Annotated in this window: 17 protein-coding genes and 1 other RNA gene; 4 read left to right on the plus strand and 14 right to left on the minus strand. The window is 65.1% G+C overall.

Annotation, left to right across the window (positions count from 1 at the left end; translation table 11 throughout):
• Nucleotides 1–79: 79 nt before the first annotated feature.
• Entirely contained in the window at nt 80–1,108 is a 1,029-nt protein-coding gene (locus ACB031_RS02865; protein WP_371138958.1) for an MBL fold metallo-hydrolase, read from the minus strand.
• Nucleotides 1,109–1,227: 119 nt separating this feature from the next.
• A complete protein-coding gene (locus ACB031_RS02870; protein ID WP_371138959.1) occupies nt 1,228–2,211 on the minus strand; it encodes an aldo/keto reductase in 984 nt (327 codons plus the stop codon).
• Between the two features lie 193 nt (nt 2,212–2,404).
• On the opposite strand from ACB031_RS02870, the gene ACB031_RS02875 reads away from it, so the two are divergent.
• A complete protein-coding gene (locus tag ACB031_RS02875; RefSeq protein WP_010633827.1) occupies nt 2,405–3,385 on the plus strand; it encodes a LysR family transcriptional regulator in 981 nt (326 codons plus the stop codon).
• 48 nt (nt 3,386–3,433) lie between these two features.
• Here the strand turns inward: ACB031_RS02875 and ACB031_RS02880 are convergent, their stop codons facing one another.
• From ACB031_RS02880 to ACB031_RS02890, 3 genes are read right to left on the minus strand one after another with little or no spacing between them, the layout of a single operon-like run.
• The gene (locus tag ACB031_RS02880) at nt 3,434–4,072 is read right to left on the minus strand and encodes an SDR family oxidoreductase (protein WP_213343298.1); all 639 of its coding nucleotides are present in this window, start codon (nt 4,070–4,072) and stop codon (nt 3,434–3,436) included.
• A 48-nt stretch (nt 4,073–4,120) separates the two neighbouring features.
• Complete coding sequence (locus ACB031_RS02885) at nt 4,121–5,050, minus strand: alpha/beta hydrolase (protein ID WP_123246237.1); 930 nt, start codon at nt 5,048–5,050, stop codon at nt 4,121–4,123.
• A 49-nt stretch (nt 5,051–5,099) separates the two neighbouring features.
• Nucleotides 5,100–6,017: an alpha/beta hydrolase gene (locus ACB031_RS02890; protein ID WP_371138960.1), complete on the minus strand. Its 918-nt coding sequence runs from the start codon at nt 6,015–6,017 to the stop codon at nt 5,100–5,102.
• A 123-nt stretch (nt 6,018–6,140) separates the two neighbouring features.
• Between ACB031_RS02890 and ACB031_RS02895 the strand changes: the two genes are divergently transcribed.
• Nucleotides 6,141–7,061: a LysR family transcriptional regulator gene (locus tag ACB031_RS02895; protein WP_371138961.1), complete on the plus strand. Its 921-nt coding sequence runs from the start codon at nt 6,141–6,143 to the stop codon at nt 7,059–7,061.
• A gap of 412 nt (nt 7,062–7,473) precedes the next feature.
• On the opposite strand, the gene ffs is transcribed toward ACB031_RS02895, so the two are convergent.
• The 9 genes from ffs to ACB031_RS02940 all read right to left on the minus strand — a co-directional run bounded on the left by ffs (nt 7,474) and on the right by ACB031_RS02940 (nt 17,005).
• Nucleotides 7,474–7,570: signal recognition particle sRNA small type (ffs, locus tag ACB031_RS02900), an RNA gene on the minus strand.
• Nucleotides 7,571–7,672: 102 nt separating this feature from the next.
• A complete protein-coding gene (locus ACB031_RS02905; RefSeq protein WP_017779682.1) occupies nt 7,673–8,461 on the minus strand; it encodes a sulfite exporter TauE/SafE family protein in 789 nt (262 codons plus the stop codon).
• Between the two features lie 91 nt (nt 8,462–8,552).
• Nucleotides 8,553–9,989 carry an arginine-ornithine antiporter gene (gene arcD, locus ACB031_RS02910; protein WP_010633821.1) on the minus strand — a complete coding sequence of 479 codons (1,437 nt, stop codon included), beginning with the start codon at nt 9,987–9,989 and terminating at the stop codon, nt 8,553–8,555.
• A gap of 389 nt (nt 9,990–10,378) precedes the next feature.
• On the minus strand, nt 10,379–11,140 hold the full coding sequence (locus tag ACB031_RS02915; RefSeq protein ID WP_010633820.1) for an SDR family oxidoreductase: 762 nt from the start codon (nt 11,138–11,140) through the stop codon (nt 10,379–10,381).
• Between the two features lie 71 nt (nt 11,141–11,211).
• Nucleotides 11,212–12,132, minus strand: a complete 921-nt coding sequence (gene mmsB, locus ACB031_RS02920; RefSeq protein ID WP_371138962.1) for a 3-hydroxyisobutyrate dehydrogenase — start codon at nt 12,130–12,132, stop codon at nt 11,212–11,214.
• A gap of 27 nt (nt 12,133–12,159) precedes the next feature.
• A complete protein-coding gene (locus ACB031_RS02925) occupies nt 12,160–13,263 on the minus strand; it encodes an enoyl-CoA hydratase/isomerase family protein (protein WP_371138963.1) in 1,104 nt (367 codons plus the stop codon).
• Nucleotides 13,264–13,333: 70 nt separating this feature from the next.
• Nucleotides 13,334–14,131 (minus strand): enoyl-CoA hydratase, encoded by a 798-nt coding sequence (locus tag ACB031_RS02930; RefSeq protein ID WP_329275213.1) that lies wholly within the window; start codon nt 14,129–14,131, stop codon nt 13,334–13,336.
• Between the two features lie 123 nt (nt 14,132–14,254).
• Nucleotides 14,255–15,412, minus strand: coding sequence for an acyl-CoA dehydrogenase family protein (locus tag ACB031_RS02935; RefSeq protein WP_371138964.1), 1,158 nt, complete (start codon nt 15,410–15,412; stop codon nt 14,255–14,257).
• A gap of 81 nt (nt 15,413–15,493) precedes the next feature.
• Nucleotides 15,494–17,005, minus strand: a complete 1,512-nt coding sequence (locus ACB031_RS02940) for a CoA-acylating methylmalonate-semialdehyde dehydrogenase (RefSeq protein ID WP_123246277.1) — start codon at nt 17,003–17,005, stop codon at nt 15,494–15,496.
• 245 nt (nt 17,006–17,250) lie between these two features.
• Between ACB031_RS02940 and ACB031_RS02945 the strand changes: the two genes are divergently transcribed.
• Together ACB031_RS02945 and ACB031_RS02950 are read left to right on the plus strand one after the other, a co-directional pair.
• Nucleotides 17,251–18,399, plus strand: a complete 1,149-nt coding sequence (locus tag ACB031_RS02945) for an isovaleryl-CoA dehydrogenase (protein WP_201989172.1) — start codon at nt 17,251–17,253, stop codon at nt 18,397–18,399.
• Nucleotides 18,396–19,997 (plus strand): carboxyl transferase domain-containing protein, encoded by a 1,602-nt coding sequence (locus ACB031_RS02950; RefSeq protein WP_201989173.1) that lies wholly within the window; start codon nt 18,396–18,398, stop codon nt 19,995–19,997. The genes ACB031_RS02945 and ACB031_RS02950 overlap by 4 nt, the downstream gene beginning before the upstream one ends.
• Nucleotides 19,998–20,006 lie beyond the last annotated feature (9 nt).

Raw genomic sequence — 20,006 nt, forward strand, 5'->3', positions numbered from 1 at the left:
GTGAAGGTAGCAGGCGCTGGCTCGACGATGCGGGCGCCCGCCATGGGCGCCCGTTCTCACGCTTGAGCCAGACCCAGGTTCACTCCCGCCACCAGGGGGTGCCGCCATGGGGGGCTTGCAAGGTCAGCGGTTCCCCCATCATGGGGGTGGTCAGCGGGATCTGCTGCTCGGCTGCCAGCCGGGTGATCTGCTCCAGCGGCTCATCCCATGGGTGCATGGCAAGATCGAAGGTTCCGTTGTGGATGGGATAGAGCCAGGTTGCGCGCAGATCGTGAAACGCCTGTGCGGTCTGGGCCGGAAACATGTGCACATGGGCCCAGCGCTCGTTGTAGGCCCCCGTCTCGAGGAAGGCGATGTCAAACGGGCCATGGCGCTCACCTATCTCCTTGAAGCCGGCGAAATAGCCGCTGTCACCGCTGAAGAACAGCTTGCACTCATCGCTGCGAATGACCCAGGAGGCCCACAGAGTCTGGTTGCCATCGCTCAGGCCGCGGCCGGAGAAGTGCTGGGCCGGCGTGGCGATGAGTTCAATGCCATCGACCCGGGTCTGCTGCCACCAGTCCAGCTCCCTGATCTTGTGTGCCGGCACGCCCCAGGCGCGGAGCCTGGCCCCGACCCCGAGCGGGGTGATGAAGTGCGCCACCCTGCCCTGCAGCGCCACTATGGTGGCGTGATCCAGGTGGTCATAGTGATCGTGGGAGAGGATCACCCCGGCCAGGGGCGGCAGATCCTCAAGGGCCATGGGCGGGGCGTGCCAGCGCCTGGGGCCAAGCCATGAGAGCGGTGAGGCGCGCTCGCTGAAGACGGGATCGGTCAACCAGAACTGGCCGCGCAATTTGAGCAGCAGGCTGGAGTGACCCAGCCGCCAGACGCTGAAATCCGGAGCCGCCATGACATCCGCAAGGGTCATGGCCTGCACCGGGATGGCGCGATCCGGCAGGGTGCCGGCGGGCTTGCCAAACAGGAAGTCACGCCAGATCCCGACCTCTTTCCAGACACTGCGCGCGGGGGGCGCCACCAGATTGTGAAACCGGCCTGCCCGATACTGGGTTGAGTCCTGGTGTTCGGGCAGACCCGATTGCAATACAGACGAGATAATACCGGCCATCGCGGCTCCTGTGAGTCATAACAACATAAGGGCCCCGGCGAACCGGGGCGACGCGAGCGTTACCAAGACACGCGGCAGTGGCCGGGTGCCTTGCACGGCTCGCTTTCAAACAGGGCGCCTCAGCGCCCCACCAGTTTTCCCAAGTGCGCCGGGTAGCGTCCCCCTTCCAGCTCGATGCCTGCCACGGCGGCGTCAATGTCGGTCAGCTCGCTGCTGCCGAGCCTGATGGCGGCGGCCCCCAGGTTCTCTTCCAGCCGTTGCAGCTTGGTGGTACCCGGAATGGGCACGATCCAGGGCCGCTGGGCCAGCAGCCAGGCAAGCGCAATCTGGGCCGGCGTCACCCCCTTGCTGGCGGCCAGATCCCCCAGCACCTCCACCAGGCGCAGGTTGGCGGCGCGGGCCTCCTCGGCAAAGCGCGGCACTATGCTGCGAAAATCGTTCGCCTCGAAGCGGGTATCGGCCTTGATGGCCCCGGTCAGAAAGCCCTTGCCAAGCGGGCTGAACGGCACGAAACCTATCCCCAGCTCGTCGAGCAGCGGCAGGATCATCTGCTCGGGCTCACGCCACCAGAGGGAATATTCGCTCTGCAGCGCCGCCACCGGCTGCACCTTGTGGGCACGGCGGATGGAATCGACGCCGGCCTCGGACAGACCGAAGTGGCGCACTTTCCCCTCGCGGATCAGGTCCTGTACGGTGCCGGCCACCTCTTCCATCGGCACCTCGGGATCGACGCGGTGCTGATAGAAGAGATCGATGACATCGGTGTTGAGCCGGCGCAGGGATGCCTCGGCCACGGCGCGGATATTTTCCGGCCGGCTGTCCAGCCCATCGGGTACCTTGCCGTGCTTGAAGCCGAACTTGGTGGCGATCACCACCTTGTCGCGAAACGGGGCCAGCGCCTCCCCCAGCAGCAACTCGTTGTCGCCCGGGCCATAGGCTTCGGCGGTATCGAAGAAGGTGACCCCGAGCTCATGGGCGCGCCGGATCAGGGCGATCGCCTCCGCCTTGTCGGTGGCGGGGCCATAACCAAAGCTCAAGCCCATGCAGCCCAGACCGATGGCGGATACCGTCAGCCCGCTGTGACCCAATTGACGTGTTTGCATGCTTGCTCCTTTTCTCACAATGCAGCCGAAACTGCCCTGGTAACCATGGATGCACAGCCCCTTGTCTCAACCAACCCGAAGGGGAGTCAAGCGCTAAAGGCTGGCGCGGTCGATGGACGCACTATAGAGATGGGATAAACATCGAACTAGACGGTAAATGGTGGAATCAGTTACAACCAAATGATGTAAATCCATGAGCCAGACCATGATCAACGAATTGCGCTCCATCACCACCTTCGTACACACGGCCGAGCTGGGTAGCCTCAGCAAGGCGGCCGAGGCCCAGCAGATCTCTCCCCAGGCCGCCAGCAAGGCGCTCGGGCAGCTGGAAAGCTATCTGGGGGTACGCCTGTTTCATCGCACCACCCGCAGCATGTCGCTGACCGAAGAGGGGCAACGATTTCTGGAGGCGGCGCAGCCTGCCCTGCTCGGCCTGCAGCAGGCCCTGACGGCGGCGCGCCAGACCCGTGAGGAGTTCGCCGGCCCGCTGCGAATAGTGGGCCCGCGTTCCGTGGTGCAGACAGTCATAGGGCCGCTGCTGGAGGAGTACTGCCGCCGCTATCCCGATGTGCAGCCGGATATCCGGCTCGATGACAGGGTCGGCAACTGGGTGGAGGAGCGGGTCGATGTGGGGCTGCGCATCGGCATCTCGCCCCAGGAGGGGCTGATCGCACGCCGCCTGTTCCCCATGCAGCTCATCATCTGCGCCGCCCCCGCGTATCTGCGCAAATATGGCGTGCCCCTCACCCTGCACGATCTTGCCCTGCATCGCTGCAGTGCCTTTCGCCACGCGGGCAACGGGCGCCTGATCCCCTGGTACGTCAAGATGGGGGACGAACTGCAGGAGCATCCGGTGCGCCCGGCACTCTCCACCAACGACGAGATGGTGGAGCTGGGGGCCGTGCTGGCTGGCGACGTCATCGGCCAGCTGGCCGGGCCGACGGCGGCGGCGCATATCCGCGCCGGCCGCCTGGTGCCCTTGCTGCTCGAGCACATGACCCAGAGGCTCGGCCTGTTTCTCTACTACGGCAGTCGCGCCGCCCAGCCCGCCCGGGTGCGCCACTTCATCGATCTGGCGATAGCCAGCCTCGCGGACAACCGCGCCTATGTGCTCGACCTGGATGAACTGGAGCAGGCCCACCGGACCGGCATGGCGTCGCTGCAAGCGACATGACGCCCGCGCCCCCGTCCCGGCGCCGCAGACCAGCGCCCAGGCCTTCCCTTACATGAAGTACGGCTTGTCGCCCTCGCTGCCGGGTTGGTGGATGCCAAGGTTCTCCCCCAGATGTAAATCGGGGGAGACCAGGATCCGGGTGATGAGATCCCCCACGCTCCTGCGCGACACCACAGTGCCCAAGAAGGGCTGACCCTTGGCGGTCAGCTCGTAATCCACTTCATCCTCATCGGTCAGCCAGGCCGGGCGCAAGATGGTGTAATCCAGACCCGATGCCTCGATGGCGTCCGCCGCACGTCGGTAGGGTTTAAGCTCCTCGCCGATGATGCCGCGATTCCACTGGCCGAACTTGCCGGGCACCTCGTCGTAGATCCCAAGGGACAGCACGAAGACCAGGCGCTTCACTCCGGCGGCCTGCATGGCGGTGATGACCGCCTGAGCCTGCTTGTCCAGGTTGTCGCCACTGAGGTTGGCGTAGACGATCTCTTGTCCTGCCATCGCCTCCTTGAGCAGCGGCTTGTCCAGCACGCTGCCGATCACCACTTTGGCGTTGGCCGGCTCACGGCCGCTCAATTTTTTGGGGTCGCGCAGCAGCAGGGTCTGGCGGATGTCGCCCTGCCCGGCGAGCCCCTTGACCACCCACCGGGCTATCTGGCCGCTGGCGCCGAGGATCAGTACGTTTCGCATATCGGTTTACCTTGTCGCTTGAATGGGTGGGGATGCCCCACCGCGGGATCACAGGGTGCGCTGGAAGAAGGGCACGAGGCTTGCCATGGCGATGGCCACCGGCTCGGCTTTGTCGTAGAGGTCGTAATGGGACCAGCCTTCGGCCACGACGATGTGCTTGTCGGTGGAGGCGGCGCGGCCGTAGATCTCCCAGCCATCCCGATAGGCCCCAAAGCCCCCCGCCTTGTCGCCGATGACCACCATCAACGGCTGGGTCAGCAGCACCTCGGCATGGAGGAAGGCATCCCACCCCATGGCGGCGCCGGTGAAGGACATCAGCTGGCGGGTCGCGCCATGAGGCTGCTGACCGCGCGCCGTCTTGTAGTACTCGGTGGCCTCCAGCACGTCGATGTCGGTGATGCCTGCCGTGGTGGCCGCCGCCACGGACTCTGGCAGCAGATCGGCGGGCTCAGTGGCGTCACCTTGTGCCTGCGCCGTGCGCATCCGGGCGATGCTCTGGGCCAGCTCAAGAGGTTTGAACTGGGCGAAGCCTTCGCGGATCAGGCGGCCATAGTTGACCCCGGTGATGGAGACCAGCGCCTTGAGGCGGTGATCCGTGATGCCCGCATGGATGGTGTAGGCGCCGCCGCCGCACACGCCGATGGCGCCGATGCGATCGCTATCCACATAAGAGAGGGATTGCAGGTAGTCCACCGCGAAGCGGATGTCGGAGACCCGAATCGCCGGATCCTCGATAAAGCGCGGCTCACCGCCGCTGGCTCCCTGGAAGCTGGCGTCGGGCACCAGTACCACGAACCCTGCCGCGGCCAGCCCCTTGGCGTAGACATTGCCGGCGGTCTGCTCCTTGCAGCTGCCGATGGGGTGGGTGCTGACGATGGCCGGGTAGCGCTGTTGCTCGTCGAAATCGGGCGGCAGGTAGAGGTCGGCCGCCGTCTGCCAGCCCAGGTTCTGATAGGTCAGGTTCAATACATGGCTCATGATGATGCTCCTCGATAAGCGAGAGGGGCCTCCCCCTCTCGCGGGCCGATTAGTTCAGGGTCCGCAGGAAGAAGGGGGCCAGCTTGGCGACGGCCTCGTCGACATGGCGGGGCACGTCGTAGAGGGACATGTGGTTGGCCCCCTCCACCACATGCAGGGTCTTGTCTGTGCTCGCGGCGCGCGCCAGCAGGTCATCGCTCATCCACTTGCTGCCAGCCACGCTGCCAGCTACCGCCAGGATCGGCTGGGTCAGGAAGGCCTCCGCTTTGTGATAGGCGTCGTAGGTGATGATCTGGTTCAGGTTGCGGGTCAGCGCAAAGCCCGGCGCGTTGGGGTGCTTGCAGCGCGGGGTGTGGTAGTACTCCCAGGCTTCGCGCAGCTCCTCGTTGGGGGCATCCTCTTCACGCAGGGGCGCCAAGGGGATGGTGGCGTAGCCGCTGCCGGTCGCATCTGCGGTGCGCGCCTGGGAGCCGAACGCCAGATACCCAATGGCATCGGCATCCTTGACGCTGTTGTCCCAGCCATTGCGGAACATCTGGCCGATGTTGACCGCGCTGACCATGCCGAGCGCCTTGATGCGGCGATCCTGGATGGCGGCATTGGCGCTGTAGCCGGCACCGGCGCAGATGCCCATGGCCCCGATCCGGTTCTCGTCGACATAGGGCAGTGTGGTCAGGTAGTCCACCACGGCGCTGACGTCCTCGCTGCTGACATGGGGATTCTCCAGCTGGCGCGGCTCGCCCGAGCTCTCGCCCTGATAGGAGCGGTCAAAGGCGATGGCGATGAGACCCTGCTCGGCCAGCTTGCTGGCGTACAGGCCCGCGGTCTGCTCCTTCACCCCGCCGCCGGGGTGGGAGACCACGACCGCCGGGTACTGCTTGCGCTCATCGAAGTGCGGCGGGAAGTGAACGATGGCGGCCATAGTGATGCCTTGGCCGTTGCGATTGGGGAAGGTGACATGGGACATGGTCGGGCTCTCCGTTAGGTTCAGGGGCGTCATGCTTGACGCGAGTTCGAGCTAATAGTAGTAAGTCTATTGAGCTAGATATACGCACCTATCCAGACATGACTGATTAGCCAGGCTAAACAAATGCCCATAGAACCTTCACTCGTCGCGTCACTGACGTGGTTTGCCCACATCGCCCGTCACCGCAGCTTCACCAAGGCCGCCACCGAGATGGGGGTGACCCGCGCCGCCCTCTCCCAGCACCTCAAGGGGCTGGAGCAGCAGCTGCAGGTGCGGCTGCTCAACCGTACCACCCGCGACATGTCGCTGACCGAGGAGGGGCGGCGCCTGCTGGACGTGCTGCAACCCTCCCTCACGGCCATCGAGCGGGTGGTGAGCGAGCTCAATGACTCCCACCTTGAGCCCTCAGGCCTTATACGCATCAACAGCTCGCGCATCGCCGCCAGACTGCTGGTCGAGCCCCACATGGGGGAGTTTCTGGCCAGCCATCCCAAGCTTCGACTGGAGCTGGTGATGGCGGACGGTTTTTCCAACATCATCGCCGACGGGATGGATGCCGGCATTCGCCTAGGGGAGAGCCTGGATGAACACGTGGTGGCGGTGCCCATCACCCCCCCTTTGACCATGGCCATCGTCGGCGCCCCCGACTATTTCAGGCAGCATGGCACGCCGCAGACCCCGGGCGATCTCACCCGGCACAACTGCCTGGCCTACCGCTTCACCTCCAGCAACACCATAGACCGCTGGTCGTTCACCTCCCCCGATGAGGAGCAGCACACCCAGATCGTCGATCCCAAAGGCAACGCCGTGTTCAACGACGACGACAGCATGCTGCAGGCGGCCCTGCAGGGGGTGGGGCTGGTCAAACACCTGGATCTGCGGGTGCGCCAGCACCTGAGTGACGGCTCACTGGAGCGGGTACTTGCCCCCTGGTGCCCCCCCTTCCCGGGGTTTTATCTCTATGTGCCCTCGCGGGCCCAGATGCCGGCCAAGATCCGGGCGCTGATGGATTTCCTGATCGAGAAGCGAGCGCTGCTGGCCTGATCCCCCAGTGCTGGCCGTTGCCCGTCAGGCCAGCAAGTGGTTGGCGCACCACCAGCCAGGTGCCCTGCTTGCCGACGGTCTGGCGCTTTCCAGCGCCTGGCCGTAGGCGTACGGCAAGCCCTTCTCTTTCAAAAAGGGGTTGTAGCGTGGTGAGAACAAAGAGAATGCAATGGCAATAGAGGCCACGGGCAGTGACTGAGGGAAACATGATCCCAAGGGAACTGCGTGGAAGATCAAGGGGGGGACGTTCGCGCTGGACGCCAGGGTCACCTTGCGGTCGCACCTGAGAGCTTGCGGCAGAGAATCGGAAATATGGGATGAAGACGCCAGACTCATTCACATCAAGTGGATGACCAAGAGGTCTGAAGAGAGATTGATAGGTAACTTATTGAATTGCAGAAACAAGTGGTGGCCCTACCAGCCACATCCCGGCACTCGAGTCCCCCGCCTTGGCTGCTACCTTCCGGTCCTGACCAGGTCGACGGGTTATCAATGCGAGAGGACCAATAGGACCACCGGCGAGGAGAATAGGCAAACTGGCCCATCAATGCAACGGCTTTCTGCCCTCGCCCGTGCCGTTCGCCTTATTTTTCAACAATCTGGCCAAGGGTTCAGCTAAACAGCATGAATTTTGCCCCCACCAGCAGCATCAGCAGGGCGAACGCCTGCTTGAGCCGCTGGGGAGAGAGCCGGTGCGCCAGTTTGGCGCCGACCCGGGCAAACTGGGTACTGGTGAGCACTATGCCGAGCAGCGCCGGCAGATAGATGTAACCCAGGCTCCACTCTGGCAGATCCGGGTTGCCCCAGCCTGCGTAGAGGTAGCTGAGGCTGCCCGCCAGGGCGATGGGCATGCTGCAGGCGGCCGAGGCCGCCACGGCGTTGCGCATCGGCACGCTGTTCCAGCTCAGATAAGGCACGGTCAGCGAGCCGCCACCGATGCCAAACAGTGCAGACATCCAGCCGATGAGGGTGCCGGCGATGCCGGTGCCAAGCGCCCCCGGCAGATGACGCTCCGCCTTGGGCTTGAGGTTGAGCCCCATCTGCAGCGCCATGGTCCAGGCGAAGCAGCCGATGATGATGTTGAGGGTGCTGGCGCTGAGCAGATTGGCGGTCATGCCGCCGAGCCAGGCCCCGACCAGCATGCCGGCGCCAAGCCGGCGGATCATCACCCAGTCCACCGCCCCGGCCTCCTGGTGGGCACGCAGGGAGCTGAAGCCGGTGAAGATCATGGTGGGCAGCGAGGTGCCGAGCGCCAGATGGGTAATGATGTCGGGGGCGACGCCCTGGGCATGAAAACTCAATACCAGCACGGGCACTATGATGAGACCGCCGCCGATGCCGAACAATCCCGCCAGCATGCCGGCGAATGCCCCCAGCAGCAGATAACCCATAAACAGCATAAAAATTCCTTCCGAGGCTCTGCCGCGCACCAAGTCGTGTGCAGCACATAAAAAAAGAGATGGCCCTTGGGCCATCTCTTCATTGTGCCGGTTAACTCAAGGGAATGGTACCGTCCATCACCTTGTAGAAGGCCAGCACGGCGCAACCGAGCAGGGCCGCCGTCATCCCCTGCTCCAGCCGGTTGAGGCCGCGCAGCCCATGGTGCTGGCGCGCCTTCCAGTAGATGAAGATGCCGGGGCTGTAGAGCAGTGCCACCAGCAGCAGGTACTCGACCCCGGCGGCATAGACCAGCCAACAGCCGTAGACGGTCGCCACCAGCGCCAGGAAGAGGTCGCGCTTGCGCTGATGAGGCTGACCTGCGTAGGTCTCCCCTTTCAGCGCCAGCTTCAGACCGTAGGCGCCGGAGAAGACGTAGGGCACCAGCGCCGCCGAGGTGGCGATGTTGACCAGCGCCAGATAGGTGCTGCTCTGGAAATAGATGATGATGAGGAAGGTCTGTACCAGGCAGGTGGAGCACCAGAGCGACACCTGGGGCGAGCCGTTCTTGTTCTCCTTGGCGAACCAGCCGGGGAAGACGCCGGTCTTGCCCGCGATGTAGGGCACTTCCGCCGCCAGCACGGTCCAGCTCAGCAGGGCCCCCATCACCGAGATCACCAGGCCGATGTTGATGAGCCAGGCACCCCAGGGGCCGACCACGGCTTCCAGGATCATGGCGGTGGAGGGGTTCTTGAGGGCCGCCAGTTGCGGCTGGTTCATGACCCCTAGCGAGAACAGGGTCACCATGACGTAGAGCGTCAGGGCCCCCAGCAGCGCCAACACGGTGGCACGGCCTACGTCCTTGCGATGGCGGGCACGGGCGGAGACCACCACGGCCCCCTCGATACCGATGAAGACCCAGAGCGTCACCTTCATGGTGGACTTGACCTGATCCATCACGGAACCCAGCTCAGGCGTGCCCTGACCCCAGATGTCCAGGGTGAAGGTATCCATATTGAAGGCGAGCAGGATGGCCACGCAGAAGACGATGAGGGGCACCATCTTGGCGATGGTGGTGACGATGTTCACCAGCGCCGCCACCTGGATGCCGCGCAGCACCAGGGCGTGTACCGACCAGATGAGGATGGAGGCGAGCGTGATGGCCACCGGGGTGTTGCCGTCCCCGAAGATGACGTTGTCCGGCGTGTCGAAGAAGTAGCTCAGTGCACTGAACACCACGATGGCGTAGGAGACGTTGGCCAGCAGCTGGCAGAGCCAGTAGCCCCAGGCGGCGTTGAAGCCGATGAAATCGCCGAAACCGGCCTTGGCATAGCTGAAGATGCCGCCATCGAGATCCGGGCGACGCATGGAGAGATTCTGATACACAAGCGCGAGGCAGATCATGCCGATACCTGTGATGGCCCATCCCAAAGCGACGGCCCCGGCACTGGCATGAGCGGCGATGTTTTGCGGCAGACTGAAGACCCCGGCACCGACCATGGAGCCGATCACCAGCGAGATGAGGGCGCCAAGCCCCAGTTTCTTGTCCATCTCAATCCTGTTTAATTAGGCGGCGGCAGAGCGTCCGTATTCATACTGCGCGCAATATGGGAGGGGCTAGAAATCCATACCCCGTGAAAAAGGCGGCAACTATATTGCATGACTATTCCGACCGCAATCCCTCGTACCGTCAATCATGCACCGCCTTGACCGCGCGCAATTTTACAGCACTGACCCCGGGGGCCTGTGAGCTGGTTCAAATTAAGAAAGACCCGTTGATATTTCACATTTTTCCATGACCTGAGCCCCCTTTTTGCGGATAAGACCTGCATGAGAATGCAGCTTGCAGCCGAGCTCGGCAAACCTGACTGCTGACAAACGTTTCAATAAAAATGCCCCTGCACCGAGGGCCAGGGGCATCTGCAAAAGAGAGCTGGAATCTAGAGGCGCAAACCGCCGTCGAGCTCGATCATCCGCCCCGACAGATAGTCATTGGCGAGAATAAAATGCACCGTCTGGGCCAGCTGCGCCGCCTGCCCGAGGGTGCCCACCGGGATGGCCTGCTGCATGCGGGCCATCGCCTCCGGTTTCATCGCCGCCGTCATGTCGGTGGCAAACACCCCGGGAGCGATGCCCATCACCCGGATGCCGTGACGGGCCAGCTCCTTCCCCCAGGTGACCACCAGCGAAGCCACCCCCGCCTTGCTGGCGGCATAGTTGCTCTGGCCCATGTTGCCGGCGCGGGCGATGGAGGAGATGTTGATGATGACGCCCCCCTCCCCGCCGGTGGCCATCAGCGCCGCTCCCTCGCGCCCGCACAGGAAGGTGCCGGTGAGGTTGACGTCGATGACGCTCTGCCACTGGGCCAGGCTCATCTTCTCCGCAAGCAACCCCTCCTTCACCTTGATCAGCATGCCGTCCCGCAGTATGCCGGCGCAGTTGACGAGGCCGTGCAGGGCACCGAACTGATCCTTGATGGCGGCGAAGGTCGCCTCGACCTCCGGCTCGCTCGCCACGTTGCAGACGAACAGGGCGCAGCGGCCGTCACGGCTGCGCACCTCCGCCTCGGTCACCTCCAGATCGGTGCGGTTGACGTCGATGAGCGCAAGCTGCGCCCCCTGCTCCGCCAGACTCAGGGCGATGGCGCGGCCCAGCCCCCTGCCCGCCCCCGTGATGGCGATGACTTTCTGTGTGATATCCATAAATGCTCCTGGTGAGATGGCCGGTGACTATCGAGTCAAAGACTATCGGGTAAAAAGGTAGATAGCGGCCCTTAACCCGGCTCTGTCTTGTCCAGATAGAGTTCGACGATGCTGGAAAAATCCCGGGCCCCCTGTCCCTTGGTGGCGTGCAGGTTGAACAGGTTGCGCGCCAGCGCCCCCATGGGCACGGCGCTGTGGGCATGCTCGGCCAGGGCCATGGCGAGCCCCAGGTCTTTGACCATCAGCCGGGTCATGAAGCCCCCCTGATAGTTGCGCGACGCCGGTGCGTTCTCCATCACCCCGGGCCAGGGGTTGTAGCGCTCGAGGCTCCAGTTGTTGCCCGAGCTCTTGCCCATGATGGTGGAGAGCACGCCCGGATCCAGCCCCTCCTTGACCCCGAGCGCCAGCGCCTCGGCGGTGCCCGCCATGTGGATGGCAAGCAGCATGTTGTTGCACATCTTGGCGATCTGGCCGGCGCCGAGCGCCCCGGCGTGAAACAGGTTCTGCCCCATGCAGGCGAGCACGGGTTTGGCCGCCTCAAAATCCGCCTGTTCGCCGCCGACGATGAAGGTGAGCGTCCCCGCCGCCGCGCCGGCCACCCCTCCCGACACCGGAGCATCGAGAAAACGGATGCCGCGCGCCTGCGCCGCCGCCCCCACCTGGCGGGCCGAGGCCACGTCTATGGTGGAGCAGTCGATGACCAGGGCGCCGTGCGGCAGGGCCGCCAGCAGATCCTGCCCACCCCGCTCACCGGCGCTTTCACCCAACCAGAGGCTGCGCACATGCTCCCCCGCCGGCAGCATGCTGATCACCAGCTCGCAGCCGCTCACCGCCTCGTGGGCATCGCCGGCGGCGATGCAGCCGGCCTCGATGGCGCGGGTCAGGCTCTCGGCCACCAGATCAAACACCTGCACTGTGTGCCCCGCCCTGGCCAGGTTGGCGGCCATGGGGCCCCCCATGTTGCCAAGCCCGATAAATCCAATCCTTGTCATGGTCTGTTCCTTGTGTGTGATCCCGCGTCAGCGGGGGCGCAAGGGGTTGTCCCCCTCGGGCCAGCGATAGAAGTCATCCAGCCAGGCCTCGCCTGTCTGCGGGGCCTGCCAGCGGGGGGATTTGTCCTTGTCGATGAGCAGGGCCCGCACCCCTTCCACGAAGTCCCCTCTGAGCACGCAGTTGACCGAGAGAGTCAGCTCGTCGGCAAACACCTCGGCCAGCGACTGCCGCCGTGCCTGCCAGAACTGGCGCCAGAGAATGGCGCGGCTGATGGGGCTGCCGTCTAAGCAATTTGCCCACGCTTGAACTAGATTCGCATCGCCAAGTTCAGCCTCGCGCAACCTAGTCATCACTCCCTCCAAAGTGCGTCCCGCCAACAGCGCATCGATGCGGGCCTGGTGGGGCAAGAGCACGGGGGCCGGCAGCGTCTGGCCAAGAGATTGCTGCAAACCGGCCAGCAGTCCCTCGATCTGCTCGCTGGCATCGACAGCGCCGGACCAGTCGAGGGCGGCGAGGCGCGCCGGCAGCTCCGCCCGCTCGTGGCTCGCCATGGCGTGATCCGCCAGACCCAGACCGATGGCGTCCGCCCCGTTGAAGCGGGCCCCGGTGAGACCGAGCCAGAGCCCGAGCCGGCCTGGCATGCGGCTCAAAAACCAGCTGCCCCCCACGTCGGGGTAGAGGCCTATGGTCACCTCCGGCATGGCGAACAGGCTCTTCTCGGTCACCACCCGAAAACCGGCCCCGGCAAAGAGGCCGATGCCGCCCCCCATGCAGATGCCGTCCGCCACGCAGATGAGGGGCTTGCCGTAGCAATGGATGTGGTGATCGAGCCGGTACTCCTGCTCAAAGAAGTCGCGAGCATAGCCGAACAGTGCCGACTCGCTCGCCTCCTGCTTGCGGTAATAAAAAGAGCGGATGTCGCCGCCGGCGCAAAACGCCTTCTCGCCGGCCCCCTGCAGCAGCACGCAGACGATGGCCGGGTCCTGCTCCCAGCGGGTCAGCGCTGCCTGCAACAACTGGATCATCTCAAGGCTCAGGGCATTGAGGGAGGCGGGGCTGGCCAGGGTCAGCATGCCGATGTGGCGGCCATCTGCCGTGGGGAGGGTCTCGATGCGCACAGGCTCACTCATGGCTAGCCTCCGCAGACCGGGTATCAGCCCCTGCGACACGGCGGGCCGCCATCATTACCTCATTCATCCTTCACTCCCTCTTCAACGGCTTGGGTTGGTCGTAGTGCCAGCGCGGGGCCCGTTTCTCGAGGAAGGCGGCCACCCCTTCGCGCTGGTTGGCATCGTCAAACAGGGTCAGAAACAGGCTGCGCTCGAGCGGCAGCGCCGCGTCCCGGTGGCCGCTGCGCCCCTGATTGATGAGGGTCTTGCAGGCGCGCAGGGCGCTCGGGCTCTGGCGCTCCACCAGCTGGGCCATCTGGTGCGCCGCCTCCCAGGCGTGGCCCTCCTTCACCACCTCCTCCACCAGCCCCATCTCGTAGGCCAGGGTGGCGCTCACCTTCTCGCCGCAGAGGATCATCCGCTTGGCCCAGCCCGGTCCCACCAGTTCGGTGAGACGCTGGGTGCCGCCGGCGCAGGGCAGCAAGCCCACCGAGGCCTCCGGCAAGCCCAGCTTGGCCTGCTGCTCGGCGATGCGGATGTCGCAGGCCAGCGCTACCTCGAGGCCGCCCCCCATGGCGTAGCCATTGATGGCGGCGATGCTGACGCCGTGAAAGCGGGCCAGCGCCTCGAAGGCGCGGCCAAAGGCCTCGGCCACTTCGCGGGCGTGCTCCAGGTTGCCGTCGGCAAACATGTTGAGATCGGCGCCGGCACAGAAGAACTTGTCTCCGGCCCCGCGGATCACCAGCGCCACCACGTCGGGGCGGCCGTCGAGCTCCACCATCATCTGCAAGAAGGCCTGCAGGCTGGCGAGCGTCCAGGTGTTGGCGGGAGGATGGTCGAGGGTGATGTAGGCCACGTGACCGTGATATTCGAGCCTGATCCTTGTCATTGCGTTGTCCTTGTCAAAAAACCTGCCCCATGATGACAGGGTTGAATGGAGCCGACCTGCGGCTGGCTCACAAAGCCTGACGACGAGTCACGCCAACCGCGTCGTCAGGGCGGCCCCCTCTTGCTACTCCAGCGCCAGACCGGGCTCGGCCAGCAGGCGGCGGGCGATGATGAGCCGCATCACTTCATTCGTCCCCTCCAGAATGCGGTGGACCCGGGTATCGCGCAGGTAGCGCTCGAGCGGGTACTCGCGGATATAACCATAGCCGCCAAAGAGTTGCAGGGCGTCGTCGCAGATGCGGTGGCCCACGTCGGTGGCAAAACGCTTGGCCATGGCGCACCAGGCGCTCTTGTCCGGCGCCCCGGCATCGAGTTTCGCGGCCGCCTGACGCACCAGCAGCCGGGCGGCGGCGAGCTCGGTAGCCATGTCGGCCAGGCGGAACTGCACGCTCTGGAATTCGCTGATCGGGTGGCCAAATTGCTGGCGCTGCTGCACATGGGCCAGGGCATCGTCGAGGGCCTGCTGGGCGGTGCCGACCGAACAGGTGGCGATGTTGATGCGCCCGCCATCGAGCGCCTGCATGGCGAACTTGAACCCCTCGCCCTCCTGCCCCAGCCGGTAACGGGCGGGAATGCGCACGGCGCTGAAGTTCACCTCCCGGGTCGGCTGGCTGTTCCAGCCCATCTTCTCCTCCGCCTTGCCGTAGCTCACCCCCGGCGTGTCGGCCGGCACCATAAAGGCGGAGATCCCCTTCGCCCCCTCGCCACCGGTGCGGGCCATCACCACCAGCACGTCGGTGCTGCCGGCACCCGAGATGAACACCTTGCTGCCATCGATGACGTAATCCTCGCCATCGCGCACGGCGCGGGTCTTGAGGGCCGCCGCATCGGAGCCGGCCCCCGGCTCGGTGAGGCAATAAGAGCCCAGCAGCTCGCCGCTGGCCAGCCTGGGTACCCACTCCTCGGCCACCTCGGCAGGCAGCCAGCTGCCCAGCATCCAGCTCACCATGTTGTGGATGGTCAGATAGGCGGTGGTGGAGGTGCAGCCCATGGCGAGGCGCTCGAAGATAAGGCTGGCATCGAGCCTCGGCAGGCCGAGGCCGCCATACTGCTCCGGGGTGTAGAGGCCGCAAAAGCCAAGCGCCGCCGCCTGCTTGATGGTGGGGACGGGAAATTCATGTTCCTTGTCCCAGCGCGCGGCGTGGGGCTTGAGCGCCTCCTCGGCAAAAGCGCTGGCGGCCTCCACATAGGCCTGCTGATCCGGGGTCAGGTTAAAATCCATCTTGTTCGCTTCCTTTTACTTGTTCGGTCGTTCCGTTGCTGTCAATGAGTGCGCCCGGACAACCCAGGCGGCATCCTGCCGTCAGCGCAGTTGGATGGTCATGTTGGGGCCGGTCGGGATGTCTTCGTCGAACCAGCGTTCGGTCACCGTCTTGGTCTCGGTGTAAAAACGCACCGCCTGCTTGCCGTAGGCGTGCAGATCCCCGTAGAAGGAGCCACGCCAGCCGGTGAAGGAGAAAAACGGCAGCGGCACCGGGATGGGCACGTTGATCCCCACCTGGCCCACCGCCACCTCGTGACGGAACTTGCGGGCGGCAGCGCCGCAGCCGGTGAAGATGGAGGTGCCGTTGCCGTAGGGGTTGTCGTTGATGAGGGCGAGCGCCTCATCGAGGTTCGCCACCTCGAGGCAGGCCAGCACGGGCCCGAAGATCTCCTCCTTATAGATACGCATCTCGGGGGTCACGCCGCGAAACAGGGTCGGCCCCACCCAGTTGCCCACGGGGTAGCCGGGCACGTCGCAGAAGCGGCCATCCAGCAGGCACTCGGCCCCCTCGGCGATCCCCGCCTCGATAAGCCCCTCCACCCTGACTTTGGCCTCCGGGCTGATGAGGGGGCCGTAGGCGGCTTCGGGATCGTGCCAGACACCGGGCTTCACCTTGGCGAACTCGGCGGCAAGCTCGGGGATCCACTCCCGGGCACTGCCCACGAACACCGCCACGCTGATGGCCATGCAGCGCTGACCGGCGGCGCCGACCCCGGCCCCCACCAGGTTGCTCAGCACCTGCGCCTTGTTGGCATCCGGCATGATCACCATGTGGTTCTTGGCACCGACAAAGCACTGGGCCCGCTTGAGCTGGGAAGTGGCGCTGCGATAGACGTGGCCGCCGACCCGGGCCGAGCCAACAAAGCTGACCGCCTTGATGTCGGGATGGGCCAGCAACGCATCCACCTGCTCGGCGCCGCCGTGCACTACCGACAGAATGCCCCTGGGGGCCCCTGCCTCGGCAAACAGCTCGGCCAGGCGCATGGGGGTGAGCGGATCCTGCTCGGAGGGCTTGAGCACGAAGCCGTTGCCGCAGGCCACCGCCAGCGGGAACATCCAAAGCGGGATCATGGCCGGAAAGTTGAAGGGGGTGATGCCAAGACAAACCCCGAGCGGCTGCACCCAGGAGTGGCCATCGACCCGGCGGGCCACGTTACCCATGGTCTCCCCCAGGGTCTGGCTGGCGATGGCGCAGGCCTGCTCCACCACCTCGATGCCTCGCCACACATCCCCTTTGGCATCCGCCAGGTTCTTGCCGGTCTCCTGAGCCAGCAGGGCCGCCAGCTCGTCGTGATGCGTCTTCAAGAGATGCTGGTAGTTGAACATCACCCGGGCCCGCTCGGAGGCCGGCACCTCCCGCCACAGCAGATAGGCGTCGTGAGCGGTGCGCACCGCCAGCTCAATTTCCGCCGAGGTGGCCTTTGGCACTCGCGCCAGCAGGCTCTGATCCGCCGGGTCGGTCACCTCGATCCACTGCTCGCTCGCGGAAGGGTACGCTTCCCCGCCGATGTGCAGCGGTACGTCACCGAACCGGGTCTGATGGTTGTTCATGGGCACTCTCTCCTTGCTGGCACATCATGGGCCGTTTGCGGGCGGGCCATGGGCACTCCTGTGACGGGGACCATCACGACCGGGCAATCGCCCTTGCCGTCATGGCGCAACAAATTTACCTTAGACTAACAATCAATTTACGTTTACGCTAACGTAAACTTAAATCACAAATGGACTGACCAGTTTGGCCCCCTGCTTCAGCTCGGCCGCCAGGCTGTCACCCCCTTCATATGAGGAGAGCAAGGATGCATGCAGTGATGGACGAGACCCTGTGCGCCCTGACCGAGCAGGTCGAGGCCTTCTGCCAGAAAGTGATCGCGCCGCGGGCCGGCGACATCGATCAGAGCAACATCTTCCCCCGCGATCTCTGGCCCCAGATGGGTGAGCTGGGGCTGCACGGCATCACGGTGGCGGAGGAGTATGACGGGGTGAACCTCGGCTATCTGGCCCATGTACTGGTGATGGAGCAGGTGAGCCGCGCCAGCGCCTCGGTCGGCCTCTCCTACGGCGCCCACTCCAACCTCTGCATCAACCAGATCCACCGCCACGGCACGCCGGCGCAGAAAGCCCGCTACCTGCCGCCACTGGTGAGCGGCGAGCATGTGGGGGCGCTCGCCATGAGCGAGCCGGGCGCCGGCTCAGACGTGGTCAGCATGCGCCTCACCGCGGTGCACGAGGGGGATCACTTCGTGCTGAACGGTAACAAGATGTGGATCACCAATGGGCCCGATGCCGACACCTTCGTCATCTATGCCAAGACGGATCCCGCCGCCGGGCCCAAAGGGATTTCTGCCTTTATCGTCGAGGCGGGCACTCCCGGTTTCTCCACCGCCCAGAAGCTCGACAAGCTCGGCATGCGCGGCTCCAGCACCTGCGAGCTGGTGTTCGACAACTGCCGGGTGCCGCAGGAAAACCTGCTGGGCCCCCTGCACGGCGGGGTCAAGGTGCTGATGAGCGGTCTGGATTACGAGCGGGTGGTGCTGGCAGCCGGCCCCCTTGGCATCATGCAGGCCTGCATGGACGTGGTGCTGCCCTATGTGCGCGAGCGCAAGCAGTTCGGCCAGCCCATCGGTGAGTTCCAGCTGGTGCAGGGCAAGCTCGCCGACATGTATACCCGCCTCGCCAGCAGCCGGGCGCTGGTCTATTCGGTGGCGAGCGCCTGCGATCAGGGCCGCACCAGCCGCAAGGATTGCGCCGCCGCCATCCTGTTTGCCGCCGAAAATGCCACCCAGATGGCGCTCGATGCCATCCAGCTGCTCGGCGGCAACGGCTACATCAACGAATACCCCACCGGCCGCCTGCTGCGGGACGCCAAGCTCTACGAAATAGGCGCCGGCACCTCGGAGATCCGCCGCTGGCTCATCGGCCGCGAGCTGATGGGGGATAATGCATGAGCAGGCTCCACTCCCGTCTCGACACCGCCAGCCCCGACTACGAGGCCAATCAGGCCGCTATGCAGGCCCTGGTCGACGATCTCAATGCCCGCCTGGAGGCGATAGCCTTGGGCGGCGGCGCGGCCAACAACGCCCGTCATCAGGCCCGCGGCAAGCTGCTGCCCCGCGAGCGCATCAACCAGCTGCTGGACCCGGGCTCCCCCTTTCTCGAACTCTCGGCGCTGGCCGGCTGGCAGGTCTATGACGAACCGGTGCCCGCCGCCGGCATCCTCACCGGCATCGGCCGGGTCTCTGGGCGCCTGTGTATGCTGGTGGTGAACGATGCCACCGTGAAGGGCGGCACCTACTACCCGCTCACGGTGAAAAAGCACCTGCGCGCCCAGGCCATTGCCGAGCGGCTGCGCCTCCCCTGCCTCTATCTGGTGGATTCCGGCGGCGCCTTCTTGCCGATGCAGGACGAGGTGTTCCCCGACCGGGATCACTTTGGCCGCATCTTCTACAACCAGGCCCGCATGTCGGCCCAGAACATCCCCCAGCTGGCGGTGGTGATGGGGCTCTGCACCGCCGGTGGCGCCTACGTGCCCGCCATGGCGGACGAGTCGATCATGGTCAGGGAACAGGCCACCATCTTTCTGGCGGGCCCGCCGCTGGTCAAGGCGGCCACCGGCGAGGAGATCAGCGCCGAGGCCCTGGGCGGGGCCGAGGTGCACTGCGCCCACTCCGGGGTGGCAGATCACATGGCCCGCGACGATGCCCACGCCCTGGCCATCGCCCGCACCCTGGTGACCCACCTGGGCAACGAGCCGGTAGAGACCAACCCCGGCTACGAGCCCCCCTGCTACCCCATCGAGGAGCTTTACGGCCTGGTGGGCACCAGTCTCAAGCGCCCCTATGACGCGCGGGAGCTGATCGCCCGGCTGGTGGATGGCTCGGACTTTGACGAATTCAAGGCGCTGTTCGGCACTACCCTGGTCACCGGTTTTGCCCGGATCTGCGGCATGCCGGTGGGGATCCTCGCCAACAATGGCGTGCTGCACAGCGACAGCGCCCAGAAGGGAGCCCACTTCATCCAGCTCTGCAACCGGCGCGCCATCCCGCTGCTCTTTTTGCAGAACATCACCGGCTTTATGGTGGGCAGCTCGGCTGAGCGTGAAGGGATAGCCAAGCACGGCGCCAAGCTGGTCACCGCGGTGGCCTGCAGCCGGGTGCCCAAGATCACCCTGGTCGTCGGCGGCAGCTTTGGCGCCGGCAACTACGGCATGTGCGGGCGTGCCTACGACCCCGATTTTCTGTTCAGCTGGCCCAACAGCCGTATCTCCGTCATGGGCGGCGAGCAGGCGGCCGGAGTGCTGGTGCAGGTGCGCCGGGACAAGCTGACCGCCGAGGGCAAGAGCCTGAGCGAGCAGGAGGCGGCCGCCATCCGCGCCCCGGTGATCGAGCAGTATGAGCGTCAGGGTCACCCCTATTACGCCAGCGCTCGGTTGTGGGATGACGGCGTCATCGACCCGGCCCAGAGTCGCACCGTGCTGGCGTTGGCGCTGGCGGCCTGTCAGGGGGCCGAGACCGGCCCGGAACAGTACGGCATCTTCCGGATGTAAGGAGTTCAC

The sequence above is a fragment of the Aeromonas sp. S8(2024) genome (assembly GCF_041403085.1).
Lineage (GTDB): Bacteria > Pseudomonadota > Gammaproteobacteria > Enterobacterales > Aeromonadaceae > Aeromonas > Aeromonas dhakensis.